The sequence below is a fragment of the Duganella kummerowiae genome, from assembly GCF_053572355.1.
Genome location: NZ_JBKFEH010000007.1, coordinates 471,626 through 490,864 on the forward strand (window position 1 = coordinate 471,626; position 19,239 = coordinate 490,864).

The window sequence follows — 19,239 nt, forward strand, 5'->3', positions numbered from 1 at the left end:
CCGCTCAGGGCCGGAAACAGAAAAAAGTCAGGTCGTCGCGCCGGGGCTGCGCCCCCTGCCAGGCGCCGAAGTCCTCCAGCATCGCCTGCGCCACCTGCGCCGCCGGCTGGCCGCGCTGGGCCAGCAGCACGTCGCGCATGCGGCGCTTGCCGTAGGCGATATCCTTGCTGCCGCCGATCTGGTCGATCAGGCCGTCCGTGGTCAGGAACAGCAGGGTGCCGGGCGCGATGTCGAGCTGGCGGTTGCTCCACGCATGGCCGGCGGGGGTGTCGACATAGCCGGCGCCCATGCGCTCGCCGTCCACGGCCTGCACTGCCTGCTGGTCCGGCGCCAGCAGGAACAGCGGCAGTCTGGCGCCGGCAAAATGCAGGCGGCGGCTGGCGCGCTCGTACCACAGGAAGGCGGCGTCCATGCCGTCGTTGGATTCGCTGGCGCCGCCATCCTGGCCCAGCATGGCTTTCACGCCCCGGCTGACCTCGGCCAGGAGCGCGGCCGGATCGCGCGGCCCCTGCTGCTGCAGGGCCCGCGCCAGGATGGAAGAGGCGATCAGGGTCATGAAGGCGCCCGGCACGCCGTGGCCGGTGCAGTCGGCGATGGCGGCGAACCAGCCATCGCCGAAATCGGCGAAGTGGTAAAAATCGCCGCCCACCACGTCGCGCGGCTGCCATTCGAGGTGGGCGTCGTCCAGCGCTTCGGCCAGCGCGCTGTGGGCCGGGCGCAGCAGCGAACGCTGTATCACGCTGGCGTAATCGATGCTGTGCATGATCTGGCGGTTTTTTTCGGCCTGCATGTTGGCCACCACATTCATCAACTGCAGGCCGAAGCCGACCCCCGCCAGGGCGCCGTTGCGGGTGATGATGAAACCGTCCGCCAGCGCCTTCTCGCCCGACTCCACGGCGCGGAAGGTGAGGGCTTCGATGCTCATTGCGGCATCCACGATCAGGGGTTCCTTGTCCATGAAGGCGATGCAGCTTTTCTTGCCATAGACCTCGTGGTAGAAGGGCTTGGACATTTGCGACATGAAGATGTTGCGGCTGATCAGGCCGATCGGGCGGCCATCCTCTATCACCGGCAAGCTCATCAGGTCACGCCGTTCGGTGAACAGTTCCAGCACGGCGAAGTTGCTGGCCTCGGACTGTACCGAAACTGTCTCCACGCACAGGTCGGCGGCCACCGACAGGCGGAAGCGGGGAAGGTGATGGCGGGATGCGTTGAACTCCACGAGCGGTATCCTTATGGGATGAAAGCTGATGTGGCATGCTAGCGAGCAATTGTTACTGCTTCATTACAGGATTATTTGTAAGAAATTAGAGTTATAAATAAGTAATATAAATTCTCTAAGTGAATTAATTTCTTTGCTGTAACTCGGGCGTAACATTTGGTGAGTATTCTGCAGGGCATGTTTTCCATCGCCCCGGATGTCCTCGCCATGAAATCCATACGATTACCCGCCCTCAACACCGGCCTGCGCGTGGTGGCCGCTTTTGCGGCCGTGCTGCTGCTCCTGCTGTGCATGTCCGCGCTGTCGCTGTGGCGATTGCAGGCCGCCGACGCGGCTGCCGCGCACCTCGTCAACAATGAGCTGGCCAAGCAGCAGCTGGGCGCCGCGCTGCTGTCCGCGGCCCAGCTCAACGCGGTGCGCGCCACGTCGATCGCCCGCAGCGACAGCCTGGAAGTGGCCGATCTGTTCACGGCCCAGCTGCGCGACGGTGACCTGGCCCAGCAGGCGCTGGAAGCCCGGCTTGCGGCGCTGCCGCACGACGCCGCCGAGCAGGAGCGGCTGCGCCAGGTGGCGCAGCGCAAGGCAGCCTACATGGGTTTGCGCGAACAGGTCTTCAAGCTTAAGGACATGGGCCGCACCCAGGAGGTCAACGACCTGCTGGACAACAAGATGGCGGCCGTGTTCCAGGCCTACAGCAGCGCCCTGGAGCAGCAGCTGGCGCTGCAGACCAGCCGGGCCCAGGCCCAGGCGCACGACTCGGCCGGCCAGTTCGCGCTCAGCCGGGCCATGGTGGCCGGACTCGGGCTGGCCGCGCTGGCCCTGGGCGCGGCCCTGGCCTGGTGGCTGACGCGCAGCGTGGTGCGGCCGCTGCGCCAGGCCGCCACGCTGGCCGGCCAGGTGGCGGACGGCGACCTGGGCGCCAGCATCGCCCATGCGCGCAGCGATGAATTCGGACAGCTGTTCGACGCCCTGGCCCACATGACGGCCAGCCTGGCCAGCACCGTCGGCCGGGTGCGCGACGGCGCGCTGGCCATCGACACGGCGGCGCGCGAGATCGCCAGCGGTAACATGGATTTGTCGCACCGCACCGAGCACCAGGCCGGCGCCCTGCAGGAAACCGCATCCTCGATGGAAGAGCTCACCGCAGCCGTGCGCCGCAACAGCAGCAATGCCCGCGCCGCCAACGCGCTGGCGCTGTCGGCGGCGGAGGTGGCTGGCAAGGGTGGCCAGGTGGTGTCGCAGGTGGTGGACACGATGGCCGAGATCCAGGCTTATGCCGGCAGGATAGGCGACATCACCGGCGTCATTGACGGCATTGCGTTCCAGACCAATATCCTGGCCCTGAACGCGGCGGTGGAAGCGGCCCGCGCCGGTGAGCAGGGCCGCGGCTTCGCGGTGGTGGCGAGCGAGGTGCGCGGCCTGGCGCAGCGCTCGGCCGACGCGGCGCGCGAGATCAAGCAGCTGATAGCCGATTCGGCCGCGCGCATCGCCAGCGGCAGCGCATTGGCGCAGGCGGCCGGCGCCACCATGGACGATATCGTGGCCAGCGTGGACAAGGTGACCCGCATCATGGGCGACATCAGCACCGCCAGCGCCGGACAGGAGATCGGGATCGTGCAGGTCGGCGCGGCCGTGGCCGAGATGGACCGGGTGACCCAGCAGAACGCCGCGCTGGTGGAACAGGCGGCGGCCGCCGCCGGCGCCATGCAGGCCCAGGCGCGCGGCCTGGCCGCCATGGTCGGGCAGTTCCGCCTGGACGGTGTGGCGGGTGCGCTCGCGCTGGGGGCGCCGCAGCTGCGCTTGCTGGCGCCAGCCGCATGAGATGGCGGCGCCGGTGAGCATGGGCGACATGGCCTCCGAGGGCCGGCACCGGCCGCCGCAGGTCGCCATGGCCGCAGCTGCGGCGCCTCAGGGCGCCGTCTGGCGCCGTGGCGGCACGGCGCGGCGCTGGCGTTTCCTGGTGTGGCCGCTGGCCGGGCTGATGCTGTCGGCCGTGCTGTGGGCCGTCACCATCGCCGGCGCTGACAGCGAACGCGATCGCGCCGAGCGCGGGGCCGAACGCGACGCCGCCTTCTACGCTGAAGCGTATGAACAATACCTGACCCGCTCCATCGCCCAGATGGACCAGGTCACCATGCAGCTCAAGCACAGCTGGGAGCAGTCCGGGGCCCGCCTGCGGCTGGAGGACATGCGGCGCGACGGCATGTTTACCGATAGCGCCTTCCTTTCCGTGGTCATCGCCGACGCCAGCGGCAAGGTGCGCAGCGCCACCCGCGCAGGCCTGCCGCCCGACCTGCGCGGCACCGGTTTGTTCGCCTATCACCGCAATAACAATTCCACCGCGCTGCGCATCAGCGCTCCGCCGCAGGGCGCCTTGCCCGGCCAGGTTCAGGACAGCCTGCTGTTCTCGCGCCGCCTGGACGGCCCGGACGACAGCTTTGCCGGTGTGCTGGTGGTAAACGTCGGCGCCGCCTATTTCAATGCCTTCTACAGCGCCCGCGCGCTGGGGCAGCAGGGCATGATCGCGCTGCTGGGCGAGGGCGGGGCGCGCCTGGAGCGGCGCGGCGCCGGCGTGTCCGACACCGGCCGCGATTCGCTGCTGCTGGCCGCCGCCCCGGCCAGCGCCGAAGGCGTGCGGCTGGCCGGCGGCGCCGGCGTTTTCCGCGACGCCCAGGCTCGCATCCTGGCCTGGCGACGTTCCGGCGTGTACCCGGTGCTGGCCCTGGTGGGGCTGGCGCGGGATGAGATGATGGCCGCTTCCGAAGCCAGCCGGGCCGCCGCCTGGCGCCAGGGCGGGATCTGGACCGCGGTGCTGATGGCGCTGTCGGCGGCGGGCGCGCTGCTGGCCTGGCGCGCCCAGCGCCGCCAGGACGAGGAAGAGGAGGTGCGGCGCGCCTACCGCACCGCCACTGAGAGCGCCCACGACGGCTTCTATATGGCCAGCGCGGTGCGCAATGACGCCGGCGCCATCGTCGACTTCGAAGTGGTCGACTGCAACGAGCGCGGCGCCTATTTCTACGGCCTGTCGCGCGAGCAGCTGCTGGGGGCGCGCCTGTCGCAGGTGGACGCCAGCGTGTTCGGCGCCGGGCTGTTCGAGACTTATGTGGAAGCCATGGCCGCCGGCTTCCACGAGGACGACCGCCGCCTGCCGGCCGATAACCGCCTCAACATCCAGTGGGGGCGGCGGCGCCTGGTCCGGGTCGGCAACGGCCTGGCGATCACCCTGCGCGACATCAGCGAACGCAAGGCGCACGAGGATGATTTGCTGCGCATGGCCAACGAGGACGCGCTCACGTCGCTGCCCAACAGGCACTGGCTGAACCATTACCTGCCGGGCGCGCTGGCGGCCGCGCGCGCGCAGGGCCATGCGGTGGCGCTGCTGTTCATCGACCTGGACGAGTTCAAGCACGTCAACGATACCCAGGGCCATGCGGCCGGCGATGTGCTGCTGCAGCAGGCCGCGCAGCGCCTGACATCGCTGCTGCGCCCCAGCGACCGGGTGGTGCGCTTCGGTGGCGACGAATTCATCGTGCTGCTCGATCCGGTGGAGTCGGACGCGCGGGTAGCGGCCGTGGCCGAGCGCATCCTGCGCGCCTTCGGCCAGCCCTTCGTGGTGGCCGAGGAAAGCCAGGCGGTGGGCGCCTCGATCGGCATCAGCATGTTCCCGCGCGATGGCGACGATACCGAAAGCCTGATCAAGCATGGCGATATCGCCATGTATTCCGGTAAAAGCGAGGGCAAGGGCCAGTACCGCTTCTTCGACCCGGCCCTGTACACGCGGCTCAAGTCGCGCGCGCGCCTCAAGCACAGCCTGCTGGAAGCCATCGAGCGCGACCAGCTGCAGCTGTACTACCAGCCGCGCGTGGACACGGTCACGGGTGAGCTGTGCAGCATGGAGGCGCTGGTGCGCTGGGTGCATCCCGAGATGGGCCTGATTCCGCCGCTGGAATTCATCCCGCTGGCCGAAAGCAGCGGCATGATACTGCGCATAGGCGAGATGGTGATGGCCAAGGCCTGCGCCCAGCTGGCCGAATGGCGCGCGCGCGGGCTGGCGCTGGTGCCGGTGTCGATCAATGTGTCGCCCAAGCAGTTCTCCCAGGGCAGCATACACCGTCAGCTGGCGCAGCAGCTGGCGCGCCACGGCATCGAACCCGGCCTGCTGGAGGTGGAGATCACCGAGTCGGCCATGATGGGCGAGCAGGAGGACATCATCGCCGAGCTGGCGGCCATCCGCGACCTGGGCGTCAAGCTGCACGTGGACGATTTCGGCACCGGCTATTCCTCGCTGTCGCAGCTGCAGAAGCTGCGCATGGACGTGCTCAAGGTCGACAAGGCCTTCACCTCGGAGCTGTGCAACTCGCAGGAAGGGCTGGTGTTCTTCCAGGCCATCGTCTCGATGGCGCATGCGCTGGGCATGTCGGTGGTGGCGGAGGGAGTGGAGACAGCCCAGCAGCTGCGCATGCTGCAGGAGCTGCAGTGCAACGAAGTGCAGGGCTATTACGTGGCGCGGCCCATGCCGCCGGCCGACATCGAAGCCTGCATGCGCCAGCGCTTCCTGTTCCCGCAGCAGCCAGCCCAGGACGCCCGCGTGTCCTACCTGAACGCACGCAGCGCCGGCTAAACAATCCAACCCGGGACCCGGTGTCACGAACCCAAACCAACCCGGTGTCCAACCCAACCTGGTGTCAGATCTGCCATTGGTACATGAGTTTGCCTCGCAAGACGGACTCATGTACTAATGGCAGACCTGACACTGGGGGCCGACCGACACCGGGGGCCGACACCGCGGGCCTGACGGACTCATGTACCAATGGCAGACCTGACACCGCGGGCCGACACCGGGGACGGTGTCTGTCTGACGCCGGGGTTACACGACAGCTGAGGCGGCCGTTGCGCCGGCGCCGCATGGCCTTAAAAGGAACAGCAGGCGCGCATAGGCTTTGCTATTCCTCATATCTCATGCATACAGTCGGGCGCAAGATGGCGGGACGGTCTTACCGAGCGGAGGTCATCATGGCTCAGTCGCAGCGTGCGATCCAAACCACCCATCCCAGCAAGGAAAGCGTGCGCGCCCACTTGCAGCGCCGCCGCGCCGAGGACCGGCCGCCGCCCGGACCCGAGCGTATCCGCGAGGAGCTGGGCTGGCGGCTGATACCGTCCAACCGCTCCTCCTGATGGCCTAGGCTGCGATCACACGCAGGGCCGCCACCAGCCGGTCCAGCTGGGCCGTGCTGGTGAACAGCGCCGGCGTGACGCGGATGCAGGCGCCGCCCACCGGGCCGCGCCGTATCACGGTCAGGATGCCGAATTCGTTCAGCAGCCGGTCCACCAGCGCCGCATTGGCTTCCGGCGTAGTGAGGCCGCGCACGCGGAACGAGGTGACGGCGCCCGACATGCCGGGTTCGTCCGGTGTGAGTATTTGCAGGCGCTGCAGTTCGCGGGCCTGCGCCACCCAATAGTCGCGCAACTGGCGCAGGCGCGCGCCCTTGGTGGCGGTGCCTATCTGTTCATGCAGCTTGAGCGCGGCCGGGATGGTCATGATGGCGGCCGCATTCAGCGTGCCCGAGTGCACGCGCGAACGGATGTCGGCGGGCCCGTAGTCCTCGTCGCCCAGGTGCACGCCGATGTCGCGCAGCCTGTCCTTGCGGATGTGCAGGAATCCCAGGCCCAGCGGAGCGCCTATCCATTTGTGCAGGTTGCCGCCGATGAAGTCGGCGCCCAGCGCGGGCAACTGGTAGTCCAGCTGGCCCCAGGACTGGGCCACGTCCACGATCACGTCGATGCCGAGCGCCCTGGCCATACGCACCAGTTCGTTCACCGGCATGACCAGGCCGGTGCGGTGGCTGATGTGGGTCAGCAGCATCAGCTTCGGGCGCCTGGTGGAGCGCATGGCCCTGTCGTACGCGTCCAGCACGCCCTGGCGGGTGGCCGGTTCCGGGATGCGCAGCACCTCGGTGCGGGCGCCGCTGCGGCGCGCCAGGTCGTTCATTGCGTACTGCATGGCGTCGTAGTCCAGGTCGGCGTACAGGATGGCGTCGCCCTGGCGCAGCAGGCGGTAGTTGGAAATCAGGTTTTGCAGCGATTCGGTGGCGCCCCGTGTGATGGCGACCTCGTCGGCTGGCACACCCAGGTGGTCCGCCAGCTGCCGGCGTATGGCCTCGATGCCGCCACGGTCGAAGTCGCGCCGCAGGTAGCGGGAGTTTTCCCGGTTCAGGAAGTCGATATTGCGCTTGAATTCGTCGGCGACAGGCCGCGCCATGATGCCGTAGTAAGCGTTTTCCAGGTTGACGAAGTCGGGCGATACCTCATACAGGCCGGCCAGGCCATCCCAGTCGGCTGCTGCAGTGGGGGTGGGTGTGGCGCCCAGTGCGGCGCCGGCGGCGGCCAGGCGCAGTAGCTTGCGGCGGTCTGCTTGGAAAGTCATGGCACTCCCGGCTGGTGTTTATCTTCCTGCAAGTATATGCGCTATTCCTCCCGCAAGGTGCCATCCGTGACCGCGTGTCCGACTGATCTGGTGATGGGCGTGGTGTCTGCGATAGAATGCGGCGACGCTGGACGCAGTCGCCGCCCGCGTCGCCGATGATGATGATGGAAAGAACGCCATGCAAAACAACCCCGTGAAATACCTGCACCTGCCGGTCGACAGCGCACTGCCGGCGCTGCCCGGCCTGGAGCGCTTCCGCGCCATCGTGCTGGTGGAGGAGGAAGTGTCCGACATTTGGCAATGGGAAGTGAGCCGCTGGCTGGTGGCGGCCGGCGCGCGCTACGTGCAGGTGTGGGGCGCCGGCTGCGCAAGCTGGGAGGAGTCCGTCGAGGACGCCTTCCTGGAAGCCACCGACTACGAGGACGTGCCGGCCGAACTGGCGGTGCTGACCTCCGCGCACGAGGATGAGGATATTGAGGAAGTATTCTGGTACGCCAGGCACCGCGCCGCCCATCCCGGGCAGGAGCTGCGCGACACCCTGATCGTGCACATTGCCGACGCCGACCGGCGCGAGGAGCTCGAAGCGCTGTACGACAAGAGCTGAGCGCGGCAGTTGGTACTGCTGAGATGCGCGCACTGTTACCTAGGTATCAAAACGCGGCGGCGGTCAGGCTTAGAATTGTCATAACAAAACGAGCTGGGGACCAGTCCCATGACATCCACACCATCCACACCATCCACGCGCAAGCCGACCATCCGCATCAGCTCCGGTGTGCCGGGGTTGGACGACGTGTTGTGCGGCGGCCTGACCGCCGAACGGGTCTACCTGGTGGAAGGCGACCCGGGCACCGGCAAGACCACGCTGGGCCTGCAATTCTTGCTCGACGGCCTGGCGCGCGGCGAACGCGGCTTGTACATCACCCTGTCCGAGACGGCCGATGAACTGTACGCCGTGGCCGAGAGCCATGGCTGGTCCATCGACCAGCTGTCCATCTACGAGCTGGCCGACGACCAGGCCCTCAACCCCGACACCCAGCAATCGATATTGCACCCGGCCGAAATGGAACTGGGTGAAACCTCACGCGGCGTGATGGAGCAGGTCGAGCGCGTCAATCCGGCGCGGGTGGTGTTCGACAGCCTGTCCGAGCTGCGCCTGCTGGCCCAGCACCCCTTGCGCTACCGGCGCCAGATACTGGCTCTGAAGCAATTTTTCTCGTCCAAGGCCTGCACCGTCCTGATGCTGGATGACAAGACCAGCGCCTCCGACCAGCATTTGCACAGCATCGCCCACGGCGTGATCAGCCTGGAGCAGAACGCCCACGAATTCGGCCGCGAGCGCCGCCGTGTGAACATCGTCAAAATGCGCGGCATCCGCTTCCGCGGCGGCTACCACGATTATGTGCTGGAGCGCGGCGGCATCCGGGTATTCCCGCGCCTGGTGGCGCTCGAGCACCAGGCCAGCTTCCAGCCGGAGCAGCGCTCCACCGGCGTGGCCGAGTTCGACGCGCTGCTGGGCGGCGGCCTGATGGCCGGCACCAACACCCTGGTGGTGGGCCCGTCCGGAGTGGGCAAGACCAGCGTCACGGCGCAATGGATGGTGGCCGCCCTGCAGCGCGGCGAGAAGGCGGCTTTCTACCTGTTCGACGAGGGCATGGGCACCCTTCTGGGGCGCTGCAGGCAGCTGGGCTTGGATTTGCAGCCCTATGCCGACAGCGGCCAGCTGTTGATGCGCCATGTCGATCCGGCCGAGCTGTCGCCGGGCGAGTTCGCCCAGCTGCTGCGCGACGCGGTGGAGACGGACGGCGCGCGTTTCCTCGTGATCGACAGCCTGAACGGCTACCTGCAGGCCATGCCGGGCGAACAGTTCCTCACCCTGCAGATGCACGAACTGCTGTCCTACCTGAACCAGCAGGGCGTGACCACCGCCATCATCCTGGGCGAGAGCGGCCTGGTGGGCGACATGCACCGCAACGTGGACCTCAGCTACCTGAGCGACGCCACCGTGGTGCTGCGCTATTTCGAGGCCGAAGGCCAGCTTCGGCGCGCCATCACCGTCATCAAGAGCCGCATGTCGCGCCACGCCATGACCATCCACGAAATGCGCATGGATGCCGGCGGCATCCGCATCGGCGAGGTGCTGACCGGCTTCGAAGGTGTGCTGACCGGCCTGCCGACCTATCGGGGCGAGATCGCCATGATGCCGCCGGATGCCCATGGCTAGCGCGGAAGAACGTGTGCTGGTGCTGGCGCCGCGTGGCCGCGACGCCGCCGTGATCGCCGAGGTGCTGGGGCGCGATGGCCTGGCTTGCGAGGCCGTGGCCGACTTCAACGCCCTGTGCGCGGCGGTGGCGGCCAGTGCGGCCGCCGCGGTGATTGCCGAGGAAGCCTTTGTCGGCGCCGACCTGGGACCGCTGCGGGCCTGGCTGGAGGCGCAGGAGCATTGGTCCGACTTCCCCTTCGTGATACTGCTGTCGCGCAAGCTCGACAGCAAGGACGTGGCGCTGCACGCGGCCCTGGACTCGCTCGGCAACGTGATCCTGCTGGAGCGGCCGCTGAGCGCCGGGACCCTGCGCAGCGCCGGCCTGTCCGCGCTGCGGGCGAGGCGCCGCCAGTACCAGGCGCGCGCCGTGCTGTCCGACCGCCAGGCCGTGTCGGACCAGCTGGCGGCCCTGAACGCCACCCTGGAGGACCGGGTGGAGATGCGCACGCGGGCGCTGGCCCAGGCCAACGACCGCCTGACCGCCGAGATCTTCGAGCGCGAGAAAGCGCAGCAAGCCATGCTGCAGTACCAGAAAATGGAATCCCTGGGCCGACTGACGGGCGGAGTGGCGCACGACTTCAACAATATCCTCAGCGTGATCCAGAGCAGCATGGAGCTGACCCTGTTGACCAGCAACGACGAGGGCGTGCGCAAGCGGGCCCAGATCGCCAAGGCTGCCTGCGAGCGCGGCGCGCGCCTGACCGCCCAGCTGCTGACGTTTGCCCGCAACCAGAAGCTGGACATCAAGCCGCTGCACCTGCAGTCCCTGTTCGACAACGTGGCCTCGCTGGCGCGCCCGCTGCTGGGCGCCAGCATCGACCTGCAGGTCGAGATAGAAGAGGGCGCGGACGGGGTGCTGGCCGATGCCGGGCAGATGGAAATGGCGCTGCTGAACATGTTGATCAATTCGCGCGACGCCATGTCCGGCGCCGGCCGCATCCGCTTGAGCGCGGCCGCCGCGCCGCCGCCGTCCGGACTGGCGCCCGGGCAGGGCTACATCCGGGTGGCGGTGTCGGACAATGGCAGCGGCATGAGCCCGGAGATCGCCGCACACGTGTTCGAACCCTTTTTCACCACCAAGGGCGTGGGCAAGGGTACCGGGCTGGGCTTGAGCCAGGTGTACGGCATGGCCGAACAGTCGGGCGGACTGGCCCGCATCGACAGCCAGCGCGGCCAGGGCACCACGGTGGAGGTCTGGCTGCGCGCCGCCATCCACAGCGACAGCGACGAGCGCCAGGAAGCGGCGGATAACGCCGCCACTGCGGGCGCCAGGGTGCTGGTGGTGGAGGATGACGACACGGTGCGGGGCGGCATCGTCGATGCGCTGACGGCGCTGGGCTTCGACGTGGCCCAGGCTGCCAGCGGCGACGAGGGCATGGCCGTGCTGGCGCAGGAGCGCCCCGATTTGCTGCTGACCGATTACCTGATGCCGGGCATGACGGGCGCCGAACTGGCGCAGGCGGCGGTGGGGCGCTTCCCCGGCCTGCCGGTGATCGTCGCCACCGGCTACGCCGACATGGAGGCGGTGCAAAGCGCCATCGGCAACGGCACCGTGCTGCGCAAACCCTTCAAGATCGCCGAGCTCAACCACGCAATCGGCAAGGCCCTGCGCGGCCGCCAGCTGCATGGCTAGGATGTGCGGCCGCCCCGTTTTGATGCACAATACGGGGTTGCTTGCATCCTTGAAGAGTCATGACCGATCCCGCCGTTTATCGCACCTTGCTTGAATCCACCCGCGCCATCCCCTGGCGCATAGACTGGGCCACCATGCAGTTCACCTACATCGGCCCGCAAATCGAGGCTCTGCTGGGCTGGAAGCAGGCCAGCTGGCTGTCGGCAAACGACTGGGCCGCCCGCATCCACGAGGACGACCGCCAGAAGACCGTGGATTTCTGCATTGCGCAATCGCGCCAGGGCGTGGACCACGAGGCCGACTACCGGGCCCTGACGGCCGACGGCGACTACGTCTGGATACGCGACGTGGTGCACGTGGTGCGGCGCGCCGACGGCAGCGTGGAGGCGCTGGTGGGCTTCATGTTCGACATCACGGAGCGCAAGCAGGCCGAGGAAAAAATCCTGCAGCTGCAGCGCGAGCTGGAGGTGCTGTCCTACCGCGACAGCTTGACCGGGGTCGCCAACCGCCGCCTGTTCGACACCCTGTATCCGGTCGAATGGGCCAAGGCGCGCGACAGCGGCCATCCGCTGTCGCTGGTGGTGATCGATATCGATTACTTCAAGCAGTACAACGACCACTATGGCCACGTGCAGGGCGACGCCTGCCTGCGCGCGGTGGCGCAGGCGCTGGACAGCGCTGCGGCCCGTCCGCACGAGCTGTGCGCGCGCCTGGGCGGCGAGGAATTCGTGCTGCTGCTGCCATCCACCGACGCTGCCAGCGCGCGCGGCGTGGCCGAGCGCTGCCGCAAGCTGGTGGGGCAGAAGGAACTACCGCACGCCCGTTCCGGCGCGGGGCGGCTGGTCACCATCAGCCTGGGGGCGGGCACCATCATCCCGGGCGCGAACGACGATCCCAACGTGTTCCTGGACCGTATAGACCGGCGCCTGTACCAGGCCAAGTCGGCAGGCCGCGACCGCATCTGCGACGTGGAGGCCTGACCCGGCCTTTACGTCACGGCGCGGCCTGCACGGCCCGGCCTGTGCGGCCCGGCCTGCGCGGCCCGGCATGGCCCGCGCATGCTCACCAAATTACATCCTGTAGACCGCCTGCAGGGAAACCGCCCGCGGCGCCATCGGCAGGTCCTTGGGCAGCGTGAGGCCGGGCGCCTGGCTGGGTTCGCGCACGTCGGCGTTGAACAGGTTGCGCAGGGCCAGCGTATAGTTCCAGCGTCCGCGTCCGTGCCGGGTCGACAGGCTCAGGTCCACGGTCTGGTAGTCGCCCAGCGGCGGCCGCGCGTCGCCGTAGGCGCGCTGGCGGCCCGCCACCCAGTTCAGCTGGCTGCTCAGCACATAGCCGCCCAGGCCATGCCAGTCGAGGCGGGCGTACAGGTGGTGGTGCGGCGCATAGCCGGCATCCGTATGGGTGGCCTGGTCGGTCGAGCGCTGCCAGGCGTAGTTGCCGCTCAGCCGCAGTTCGCGGTCGGGATTCCACACCGCCTCCAGCTCGATCCCGTGGCCGCTCTGGTCGCCCGTGTTGGCGTAGGTGGCGCCAGTTCCCGGCACCAGGTTGGCCACGGTGCGGATGATGTCCTTCATGTCGTAGCGGTACGCGGTCGCATTCAATTGCGCATCGATGCTGGCCTGCCACGACAGCGCCGCCTCCAGCGTGGCGTTGCGCTCCGGCCTGAGGTTAGGATTGCCCAGCGCGACTGGATTGTTGATGCTGTAGGCTTCGTTGAACGAGGGCGCGCGGAAGGCGCGGCCATACAGCAGCTTGGCGGTGAGGTCATAGCTGGCGTCCCATACCAGCGCCAGGCGCGGATTGGTGGTGCCGCCGAAATCGGAATAGCGGTCGTGGCGCACGCCGGCGGTCAGCGCCCAGTCCTGGGCCAGGCGCCATTCATCCTGCAGGTAGGCGTAATCGATCCTGCGCCGCTGCGGCAGCAGGAAGGAGGCCGCGCCCGCGATTTCGGCCACCTGCGCCAGCGGGATGGGGGCGCCGTTGGCGGCATAGGTGAAGTTGCGCGTCTCGTGGGTGCGGTACAGGTCGATGTCGTCATGGCCGGCGCCCAGGCGCAGCTTGTGCGCGGCCCAGCCGCCGTAGTCGGCGTAGAAGGCGAGCCGGTACTGGCGCTCCCAGGTGTCCGGTCCGCCTATCATCCCGTTCGGGAAGGCGCCGCTGGGCAGCACCGTGCCGGCCGGCAGCAGCAGGTAGTCGGTCTGCACCTCCTGGGTGTATTGCAGGGTGTTGAGGCTGGCGCCCAGGCCCCAGTCCCGGCTCCATTGCGCATCGCTCCAGGACAGGCCGGCGGTGATGCGTTCGCTGCGCTGCTGGCCGGTGGGGTCGAGCGCGGAGGCGATGCCGGCGCCGCTGCCGGTGTCGCGGTGCTTGTAGCCGGCCCGCGCGCGCCAGTTGCCGTAGCCCAGCTCGAGGTTGGCGTCGATGGCCTCGTAGTTGACGTTCACCGGCCCCGGCGCCCGGCTGGCGTGGGTGCCGAACAGGCTGTCGTTGCGGCTTTGCGCGTCGGCCTCGATGATGCTGCGAAAGCCGTCGCTGCGGCCGGCGCGCACATAGGCCGCCACTTCCAGCGGACCGGCCTTGCCGCCATGCTGGGCCCAGCCGTCCAGGGTGCCGAAGGAGCCGGCGCGGGCGCCGATCTCGGTGCCGGGTGTGTCGGCCGCGCCCTTGGTGATAATGTTGATCACGCCCGAGAAGGCGTCCGAGCCGTACAGCGCCGAGCCGGGACCGCGGATGATCTCGATGCGGGCGATGTGCTCGAGCGGATAGCCGCCCCAGATATTGCCCTTGTTGCCCGTGAAGGCGGTGGTGACCGGCACCCCGTTCTGCAGCACCAGCAGCTGCGGCGTGTAGGCGCTGACGATGCCGCGCATGACGTACAGCGGCGAATAGCTGTTGGGCGTGCGGTTGACGTGCATGCCGGGCACGCTTTCCAGGACCTGGTCCAGGTCGGTGGCGCCCATGGCGGCGATGTCGGCCGCCGTGATCACCGAGGCCACGGCCGGCGCCCGGCGCAGCGCCAGGCTGGTGCCGGTGGCGATGCTGACGCTGCCGCTCTCGGCGTAGACCAGGGCCAGGTCTTCCTCATCGTCCTGGAGGGGCGGCTGGGCCGCCAGCGCCGCTGCCGGCAGCAGCAGGGTGGACAGCCATAGGCGGCAGGCGCGCGCTATGCTCATGGTCATCGTCGTGGTCGGGGTGGTCGTGTTGGGGGTCATTGGGTCTGGGGGATGGTTTTCTGGCGTTCCAGCACCAGGGCCGCGAACTGCTCGGCCGGCACGGCGGGGCTGAGCAGGTAGCCCTGCAGCAGGTCGCAATGGCGGCCGCGCAGGAACTGGGCCTGGGCCTCGGTCTCCACGCCCTCGGCCACCACCTCCAGGCGCAGGCTGTGGGCCAGCGCGATGATGGCCGTAATGATGGCGGCGTCGTCGGCGTCCATGGGCACGTCGCGCACGAATGAACGGTCGATCTTGATGATGTCGACCGGGAAGCGCTTGAGGTAGGACAGCGAGGAATAACCGGTGCCGAAATCGTCGATGGACAGCCGCACCCCCAGGGAGCGCAGCTTGTGCAGCGCGGCCAGGGTATCGTGCGCGTTTTCCATCAGCGTGCTTTCCGTGATTTCCAGTTCCAGCAGTTCGGCCGGCAGGCCGGTGTCGGCCAGCGCCGCTTCCACGCTGGCGGCGAAATCCTTCTGCAGCAGCTGGCGCACCGACAGGTTGACCGCCACCCGCATGCGCGGCAGGCCCTGGCGCAGCCACTGCTGCAGCTGGTTGCAGGCGGTGCGCAGCACCAGGTCGCCGAGCGGGTTGATCAAGCCGGTTTCCTCGGCCAGCGGGATGAAGTCGGGCGGGGCGATCATGCCGCGCGTGGGATGGCGCCAGCGCACCAGCGCCTCCATCGCGAGGATGCGGCCACTGTCGAAGCAGGCCTGCGGCTGGTAGTACACTTCCAGCTGCTGCTGCTCCAGGGCGCGCCGCAAGTCGCTCTCCAGGCGCACGTGTTCGGACAGTGTGTGCTCCATCGAGGCTTCGTAGAACTGGAATCCGGTGTTGGTGCGCTTGGCGCGGTACATGGCGCTGTCGGCATGCTTGACCAGGGTGGCCACGTCGGCGCCGTCGTGCGGATACATGGCGATGCCCACGCTGCTGGTGACGAAGATGTCGTGGCCGTCGATCTCGAACGGGGCGGCCAGCATGCGGCAGATGTTGTGGGCCGCCGTGGCGGCCGCCGCCGGGCTGTCCAGGTCGCCCAGCACCACGGTGAATTCGTCGCCCCCCAGGCGCGCCACGGTGTCCACCGTGCGCACCGTGTGGCGCACCCGCTGCGCCACCGCCTGCAGCAGGCGGTCGCCGACGTCGTGGCCCAGGTTGTCGTTGACGTACTTGAAGCGGTCCAGGTCCATGAACAGCACCGCCGCCTGGGTGCCGGCCGCCGCCGCCTGCTCAATGCTCTGCCCCAGCAGCTCGAAGAACAGGGCGCGGTTGGGCAGGCCGGTCAAGAGGTCGTTGTAGGCCAGGTGGCGGATACGCTTTTCGGCGCGGTTGCCCTCGATGATGCGGCGCACCCGCTGCGACAGCACGGCGTAGTGGATGGGCTTGGGGATGTAGTCGCTGGCGCCGGCCGCGAAGGCGCGCTCCACCGAGGCATTGTCCTGCAGGGCGGTGATCATCAGCACCGGGATGCTGCTGCCGTTGGGCAGTTCCTGCAGACGCGCGCAGGCGGTGAAACCGTCCATTACCGGCATCACGGCGTCCATCAGGATCACGTCCGGCTGGAAGCGCTTGAGCAGGGCCAGGGCCTGGGCCCCGTCGGCCGCCTCCTCGACCCGGAAGCCGTCCCGCTGCAGGGTGTGGCGCAGGGTGCTGCGGGTGCTGCGGTCGTCGTCCACCACCAGTACCTGGGGGCGGTCCTCCTGGCCGTGCGTGGCGCTGTCCTGGGCGTCCAGCTGCGCGCGCAGGAAGGATTGCACCGCTTCGTAGCTGGTGCGCAGGGGTGGCAGCAGGGGCGCGATCTCGGCCACGCGGCCCGCCATGGCCAGCTGTTCGGCCTGCGCCGCCAGCTGCGACAGCGGATCGGCGCCGAAATTGCTGGACGAGCCCTTGAGCGCATGGGCGCGGGCGCGGGCGGTTCCGGCGTCGCCCTCGCGCACCGCCTGCTCCAGCTGGTCCAGGTAGCCGGGGGTATCCTCCAGGTAGGGGGCAATGGCGTGCGACAGCGCCGGGCCCAGGATCTCGCGCAGCTTGTCGAATACGTTGTGGTCGATGGCGCCGTCGCCGTGCACAACATCCTCCGTGTGCGCCGGCGGGCGCCGCGGCGCACCCTGCGGCAGCCATTTTTCCAGTTTATGGCGCAGCTCGACCAGGGTGATGGGCTTGGCCAGGTAATCGTCCATGCCGGCCGCCAGGCATTTCTCGGCATCGCCGCGCTGGGTGTTGGCGGTCATGGCGATCAGCGGGGTACGCCGTCCCAGGGCCTGCTCGGCCACGCGGATGTGGGCGGTGGCTTCGTAGCCATCCATTTCCGGCATGCTGCAATCCATCAGGATCAGGTCGTAGTGGCCGCGCTCGGCCGCTTCCACCGCTTCGCGGCCGTTGGCGGCGAATTCGCAGATGCAGCCGTTCATGGACAGCATGCCGGCCGCCACCATCTGGTTGGTGCGGTTGTCCTCGGCCACCAGCACGCGGAACTGGTGCGGCGCCGCCGCATGTGCGGACGGCGCGTCCGCCTGCGGCGCCGGCGGGGATGGCGCCAGCCATGCGCGCTGCGGGCGCGGTGCGCGCCGCTCTGACTGCAGGCGCCGCAGGGTGTCCACCAGGCGCCGTTCGCGTAGCGGCTTGCCCAGCAGGGCGTGGCCGTCGACGCTGACGCCGCCGGCGCCCGGACCGTGGCGGTCCAGCACCAGCAGCTCCACTGCCACGCCGCTGGCCGCGACCCGCGCCGCCAGGTCGGCGCCGTGGTCGTCGGCGCCACCCAGTTCCATGATGAAGACGCGGTAGGGCCGGGGCCCGCCGGCCGCTTCCTTGAGCGCCTGCAGCGCGTCGCTGCCCGAGGCGTGGACGGCGGCGTCGGCGCCATGGCGCGCCAGCACATCCTGCAGGAAGGCGCGCCCCAGGGCGCCGCTGTCGGCGGCCAGCACGCGCAGCCCGCCCAGTTCCTGGCCGGCCGTGTGCGGCGCAGCGCCGGCGCGGCATGGCAGGGAGAGCACGAAGGTGGTGCCCGCCCCCAGGGTGCTGGCGACGCTGATCTGCCCGCCCAGCAGGCCGGTCAGCTGCTTGCAGATGGCCAGGCCCAGGCCGGTGCCGCCATGGCGCCGCGTGCTGGAGGGATCAGGCTGCACATAGGATTCGAACAGATGCTCCTGGGCCTGGCGGCTCATGCCGATGCCGGTGTCCTGCACCTCGAAGCGCAGCCGGCACACGCCCTGGCCGGCCTGCGCCGCCGGGTGCATTTCTGCCTCAAGCGATACGCGCAGCGCCACTTCGCCGCGCTCGGTGAACTTGATGGCGTTGCCGGCGAGGTTGATCAGGATCTGGCGCAGGCGCAGGGCGTCGCCGTGGATACGGGCCGGCACCCCGGGCGCCATCAGGTAGCCCAGCTCCAGCCCCTTCTGCTGGGCCGGACGGGCCACCAGCTCCAGCACATCCTCCAGCAGCAGGCGCAGGTCGAATTCGGTTTCTTCCAGCACCAGCTTGCCGGCCTCCATCTTGGAGTAGTCCAGGATGTTGTTGATCAGTTCGATCAGGGTGCGCGAGGAATTCCAGGCCACGTCCACGCACTCCTGCTGGCGCGGGCTGAGCCGGGTCTCCTTCAGCATGTCCAGCATGCCGACCACGCCGTTGAGCGGCGTGCGCACCTCGTGGCTGACGGTGGCGGCGAATTGCGCCTTCATCTGCGCCATGTTGACGGCGTCGTCGCGCGATTCCTTGAGTTCCTGCTCGCGCTGTTCCAGCACGTCCATCATCTTGTTGAAGGCGTGCGCCATGTCGATCAGGTCGCGCGGACCGGCCGGCGCCGCGCGCATGCCGGACTCGCCGGCGGCGGCGCGCCGCATGCGGCTCGACAGGGCGTTCAGGGGATTCATCATGTGGCGCGTCAGGATGCGGCCCAGCACCAGCAGCACCACGGCAAACGACAGGGTCAGCGCCAGGTTGACCAGCAACAGCGACCATGTCAGTTCATGCAGGGTATCCTTGCCGATCTGGACGTGGACATAGCCCAGCAGCTGCGGCGCGTGGTCCTGCAGCTCGAACGGCGTGGCCTCGGCCTGGCCGCCATATACCGGGGCGGTGAACAGCCAGGCGTTCTTGTCTTCGCCGGCCAGGCTGGCGCGCGCCGCCACCTCGTGCGCCTGGGCTTCGCGCAGCAGCGCGGTCTTGCCTTCGGTGCGCGCCAGCAGCACCTTGTGCCTGGCGTCGGTGATCTGCAGCGCCACCACGTCGGGGAAGGCGAGGGTGGCGCCCACCACCTCGCGCGCGTTCTCGGGCGAGTGCAGCAGCAGCGCCAGGGTGCTCTGGCGCGCCAGGTTCTCCGCGATGCGCTGGCCCTGGCCCAGGAAGTAGTCGCGCATGCGCGCGCTGGCTTCCCATGAGTTCATGATGGAGGAAAACAGCGCCAGCCCGAGTATCGAGGCCGAGGCGATCACGGTCAGCTGGCGCTGGAAGCCGGTGCGGCGTAGGTAGTTGCGGAACACGGAGACCATG

Annotated in this window: 11 protein-coding genes; 7 read left to right on the plus strand and 4 right to left on the minus strand. The window is 68.6% G+C overall.

The genetic code is table 11. The features are described 5' to 3' along the window. Positions 1-4: 4 nt before the first annotated feature. Complete coding sequence (locus ACLB1G_RS07595; RefSeq protein ID WP_491626589.1) at positions 5-1,222, minus strand: SpoIIE family protein phosphatase; 1,218 nt, start codon at positions 1,220-1,222, stop codon at positions 5-7. Between the two features lie 207 nt (positions 1,223-1,429). Between ACLB1G_RS07595 and ACLB1G_RS07600 the strand changes: the two genes are divergently transcribed. The 3 genes from ACLB1G_RS07600 (at position 1,430) to ACLB1G_RS07610 (ending at position 6,397) form a co-directional block, all read left to right on the plus strand. Then, entirely contained in the window at positions 1,430-3,043 is a 1,614-nt protein-coding gene (locus ACLB1G_RS07600; RefSeq protein WP_491626590.1) for a methyl-accepting chemotaxis protein, read from the plus strand. 19 nt (positions 3,044-3,062) lie between these two features. Further along, positions 3,063-5,843, plus strand: coding sequence for a bifunctional diguanylate cyclase/phosphodiesterase (locus ACLB1G_RS07605; RefSeq protein WP_491626591.1), 2,781 nt, complete (start codon positions 3,063-3,065; stop codon positions 5,841-5,843). Between the two features lie 392 nt (positions 5,844-6,235). Beyond that, positions 6,236-6,397: a hypothetical protein gene (locus tag ACLB1G_RS07610; protein ID WP_491626592.1), complete on the plus strand. Its 162-nt coding sequence runs from the start codon at positions 6,236-6,238 to the stop codon at positions 6,395-6,397. A gap of 4 nt (positions 6,398-6,401) precedes the next feature. Here ACLB1G_RS07610 and ACLB1G_RS07615 read toward each other — a convergent pair whose 3' ends face one another. Continuing rightward, positions 6,402-7,646 carry an aminotransferase class V-fold PLP-dependent enzyme gene (locus ACLB1G_RS07615; protein ID WP_491626593.1) on the minus strand — a complete coding sequence of 415 codons (1,245 nt, stop codon included), beginning with the start codon at positions 7,644-7,646 and terminating at the stop codon, positions 6,402-6,404. 178 nt (positions 7,647-7,824) lie between these two features. Here ACLB1G_RS07615 and ACLB1G_RS07620 point away from each other — a divergent pair, with 178 nt between their 5' ends. The 4 genes from ACLB1G_RS07620 (at position 7,825) to ACLB1G_RS07635 (ending at position 12,519) form a co-directional block, all read left to right on the plus strand. Then, complete coding sequence (locus ACLB1G_RS07620; RefSeq protein WP_491626594.1) at positions 7,825-8,250, plus strand: DUF7684 family protein; 426 nt, start codon at positions 7,825-7,827, stop codon at positions 8,248-8,250. Positions 8,251-8,358: 108 nt separating this feature from the next. After that, entirely contained in the window at positions 8,359-9,867 is a 1,509-nt protein-coding gene (locus ACLB1G_RS07625; protein WP_491626595.1) for an ATPase domain-containing protein, read from the plus strand. Then, the gene (locus ACLB1G_RS07630; RefSeq protein ID WP_491626596.1) at positions 9,860-11,539 is read left to right on the plus strand and encodes a response regulator; all 1,680 of its coding nucleotides are present in this window, start codon (positions 9,860-9,862) and stop codon (positions 11,537-11,539) included. The genes ACLB1G_RS07625 and ACLB1G_RS07630 overlap by 8 nt, the downstream gene beginning before the upstream one ends. A gap of 59 nt (positions 11,540-11,598) precedes the next feature. After that, positions 11,599-12,519 carry a diguanylate cyclase domain-containing protein gene (locus ACLB1G_RS07635; protein ID WP_491626597.1) on the plus strand — a complete coding sequence of 307 codons (921 nt, stop codon included), beginning with the start codon at positions 11,599-11,601 and terminating at the stop codon, positions 12,517-12,519. Between the two features lie 90 nt (positions 12,520-12,609). On the opposite strand, the gene ACLB1G_RS07640 is transcribed toward ACLB1G_RS07635, so the two are convergent. Both ACLB1G_RS07640 and ACLB1G_RS07645 read right to left on the minus strand, forming a co-directional pair. After that, positions 12,610-14,754, minus strand: coding sequence for a TonB-dependent receptor plug domain-containing protein (locus tag ACLB1G_RS07640; protein ID WP_491626598.1), 2,145 nt, complete (start codon positions 14,752-14,754; stop codon positions 12,610-12,612). Beyond that, positions 14,751-19,238 (minus strand): EAL domain-containing protein, encoded by a 4,488-nt coding sequence (locus tag ACLB1G_RS07645; RefSeq protein ID WP_491626599.1) that lies wholly within the window; start codon positions 19,236-19,238, stop codon positions 14,751-14,753. Before ACLB1G_RS07645 ends, ACLB1G_RS07640 begins: the two co-directional genes overlap by 4 nt. Position 19,239 lies beyond the last annotated feature (1 nt).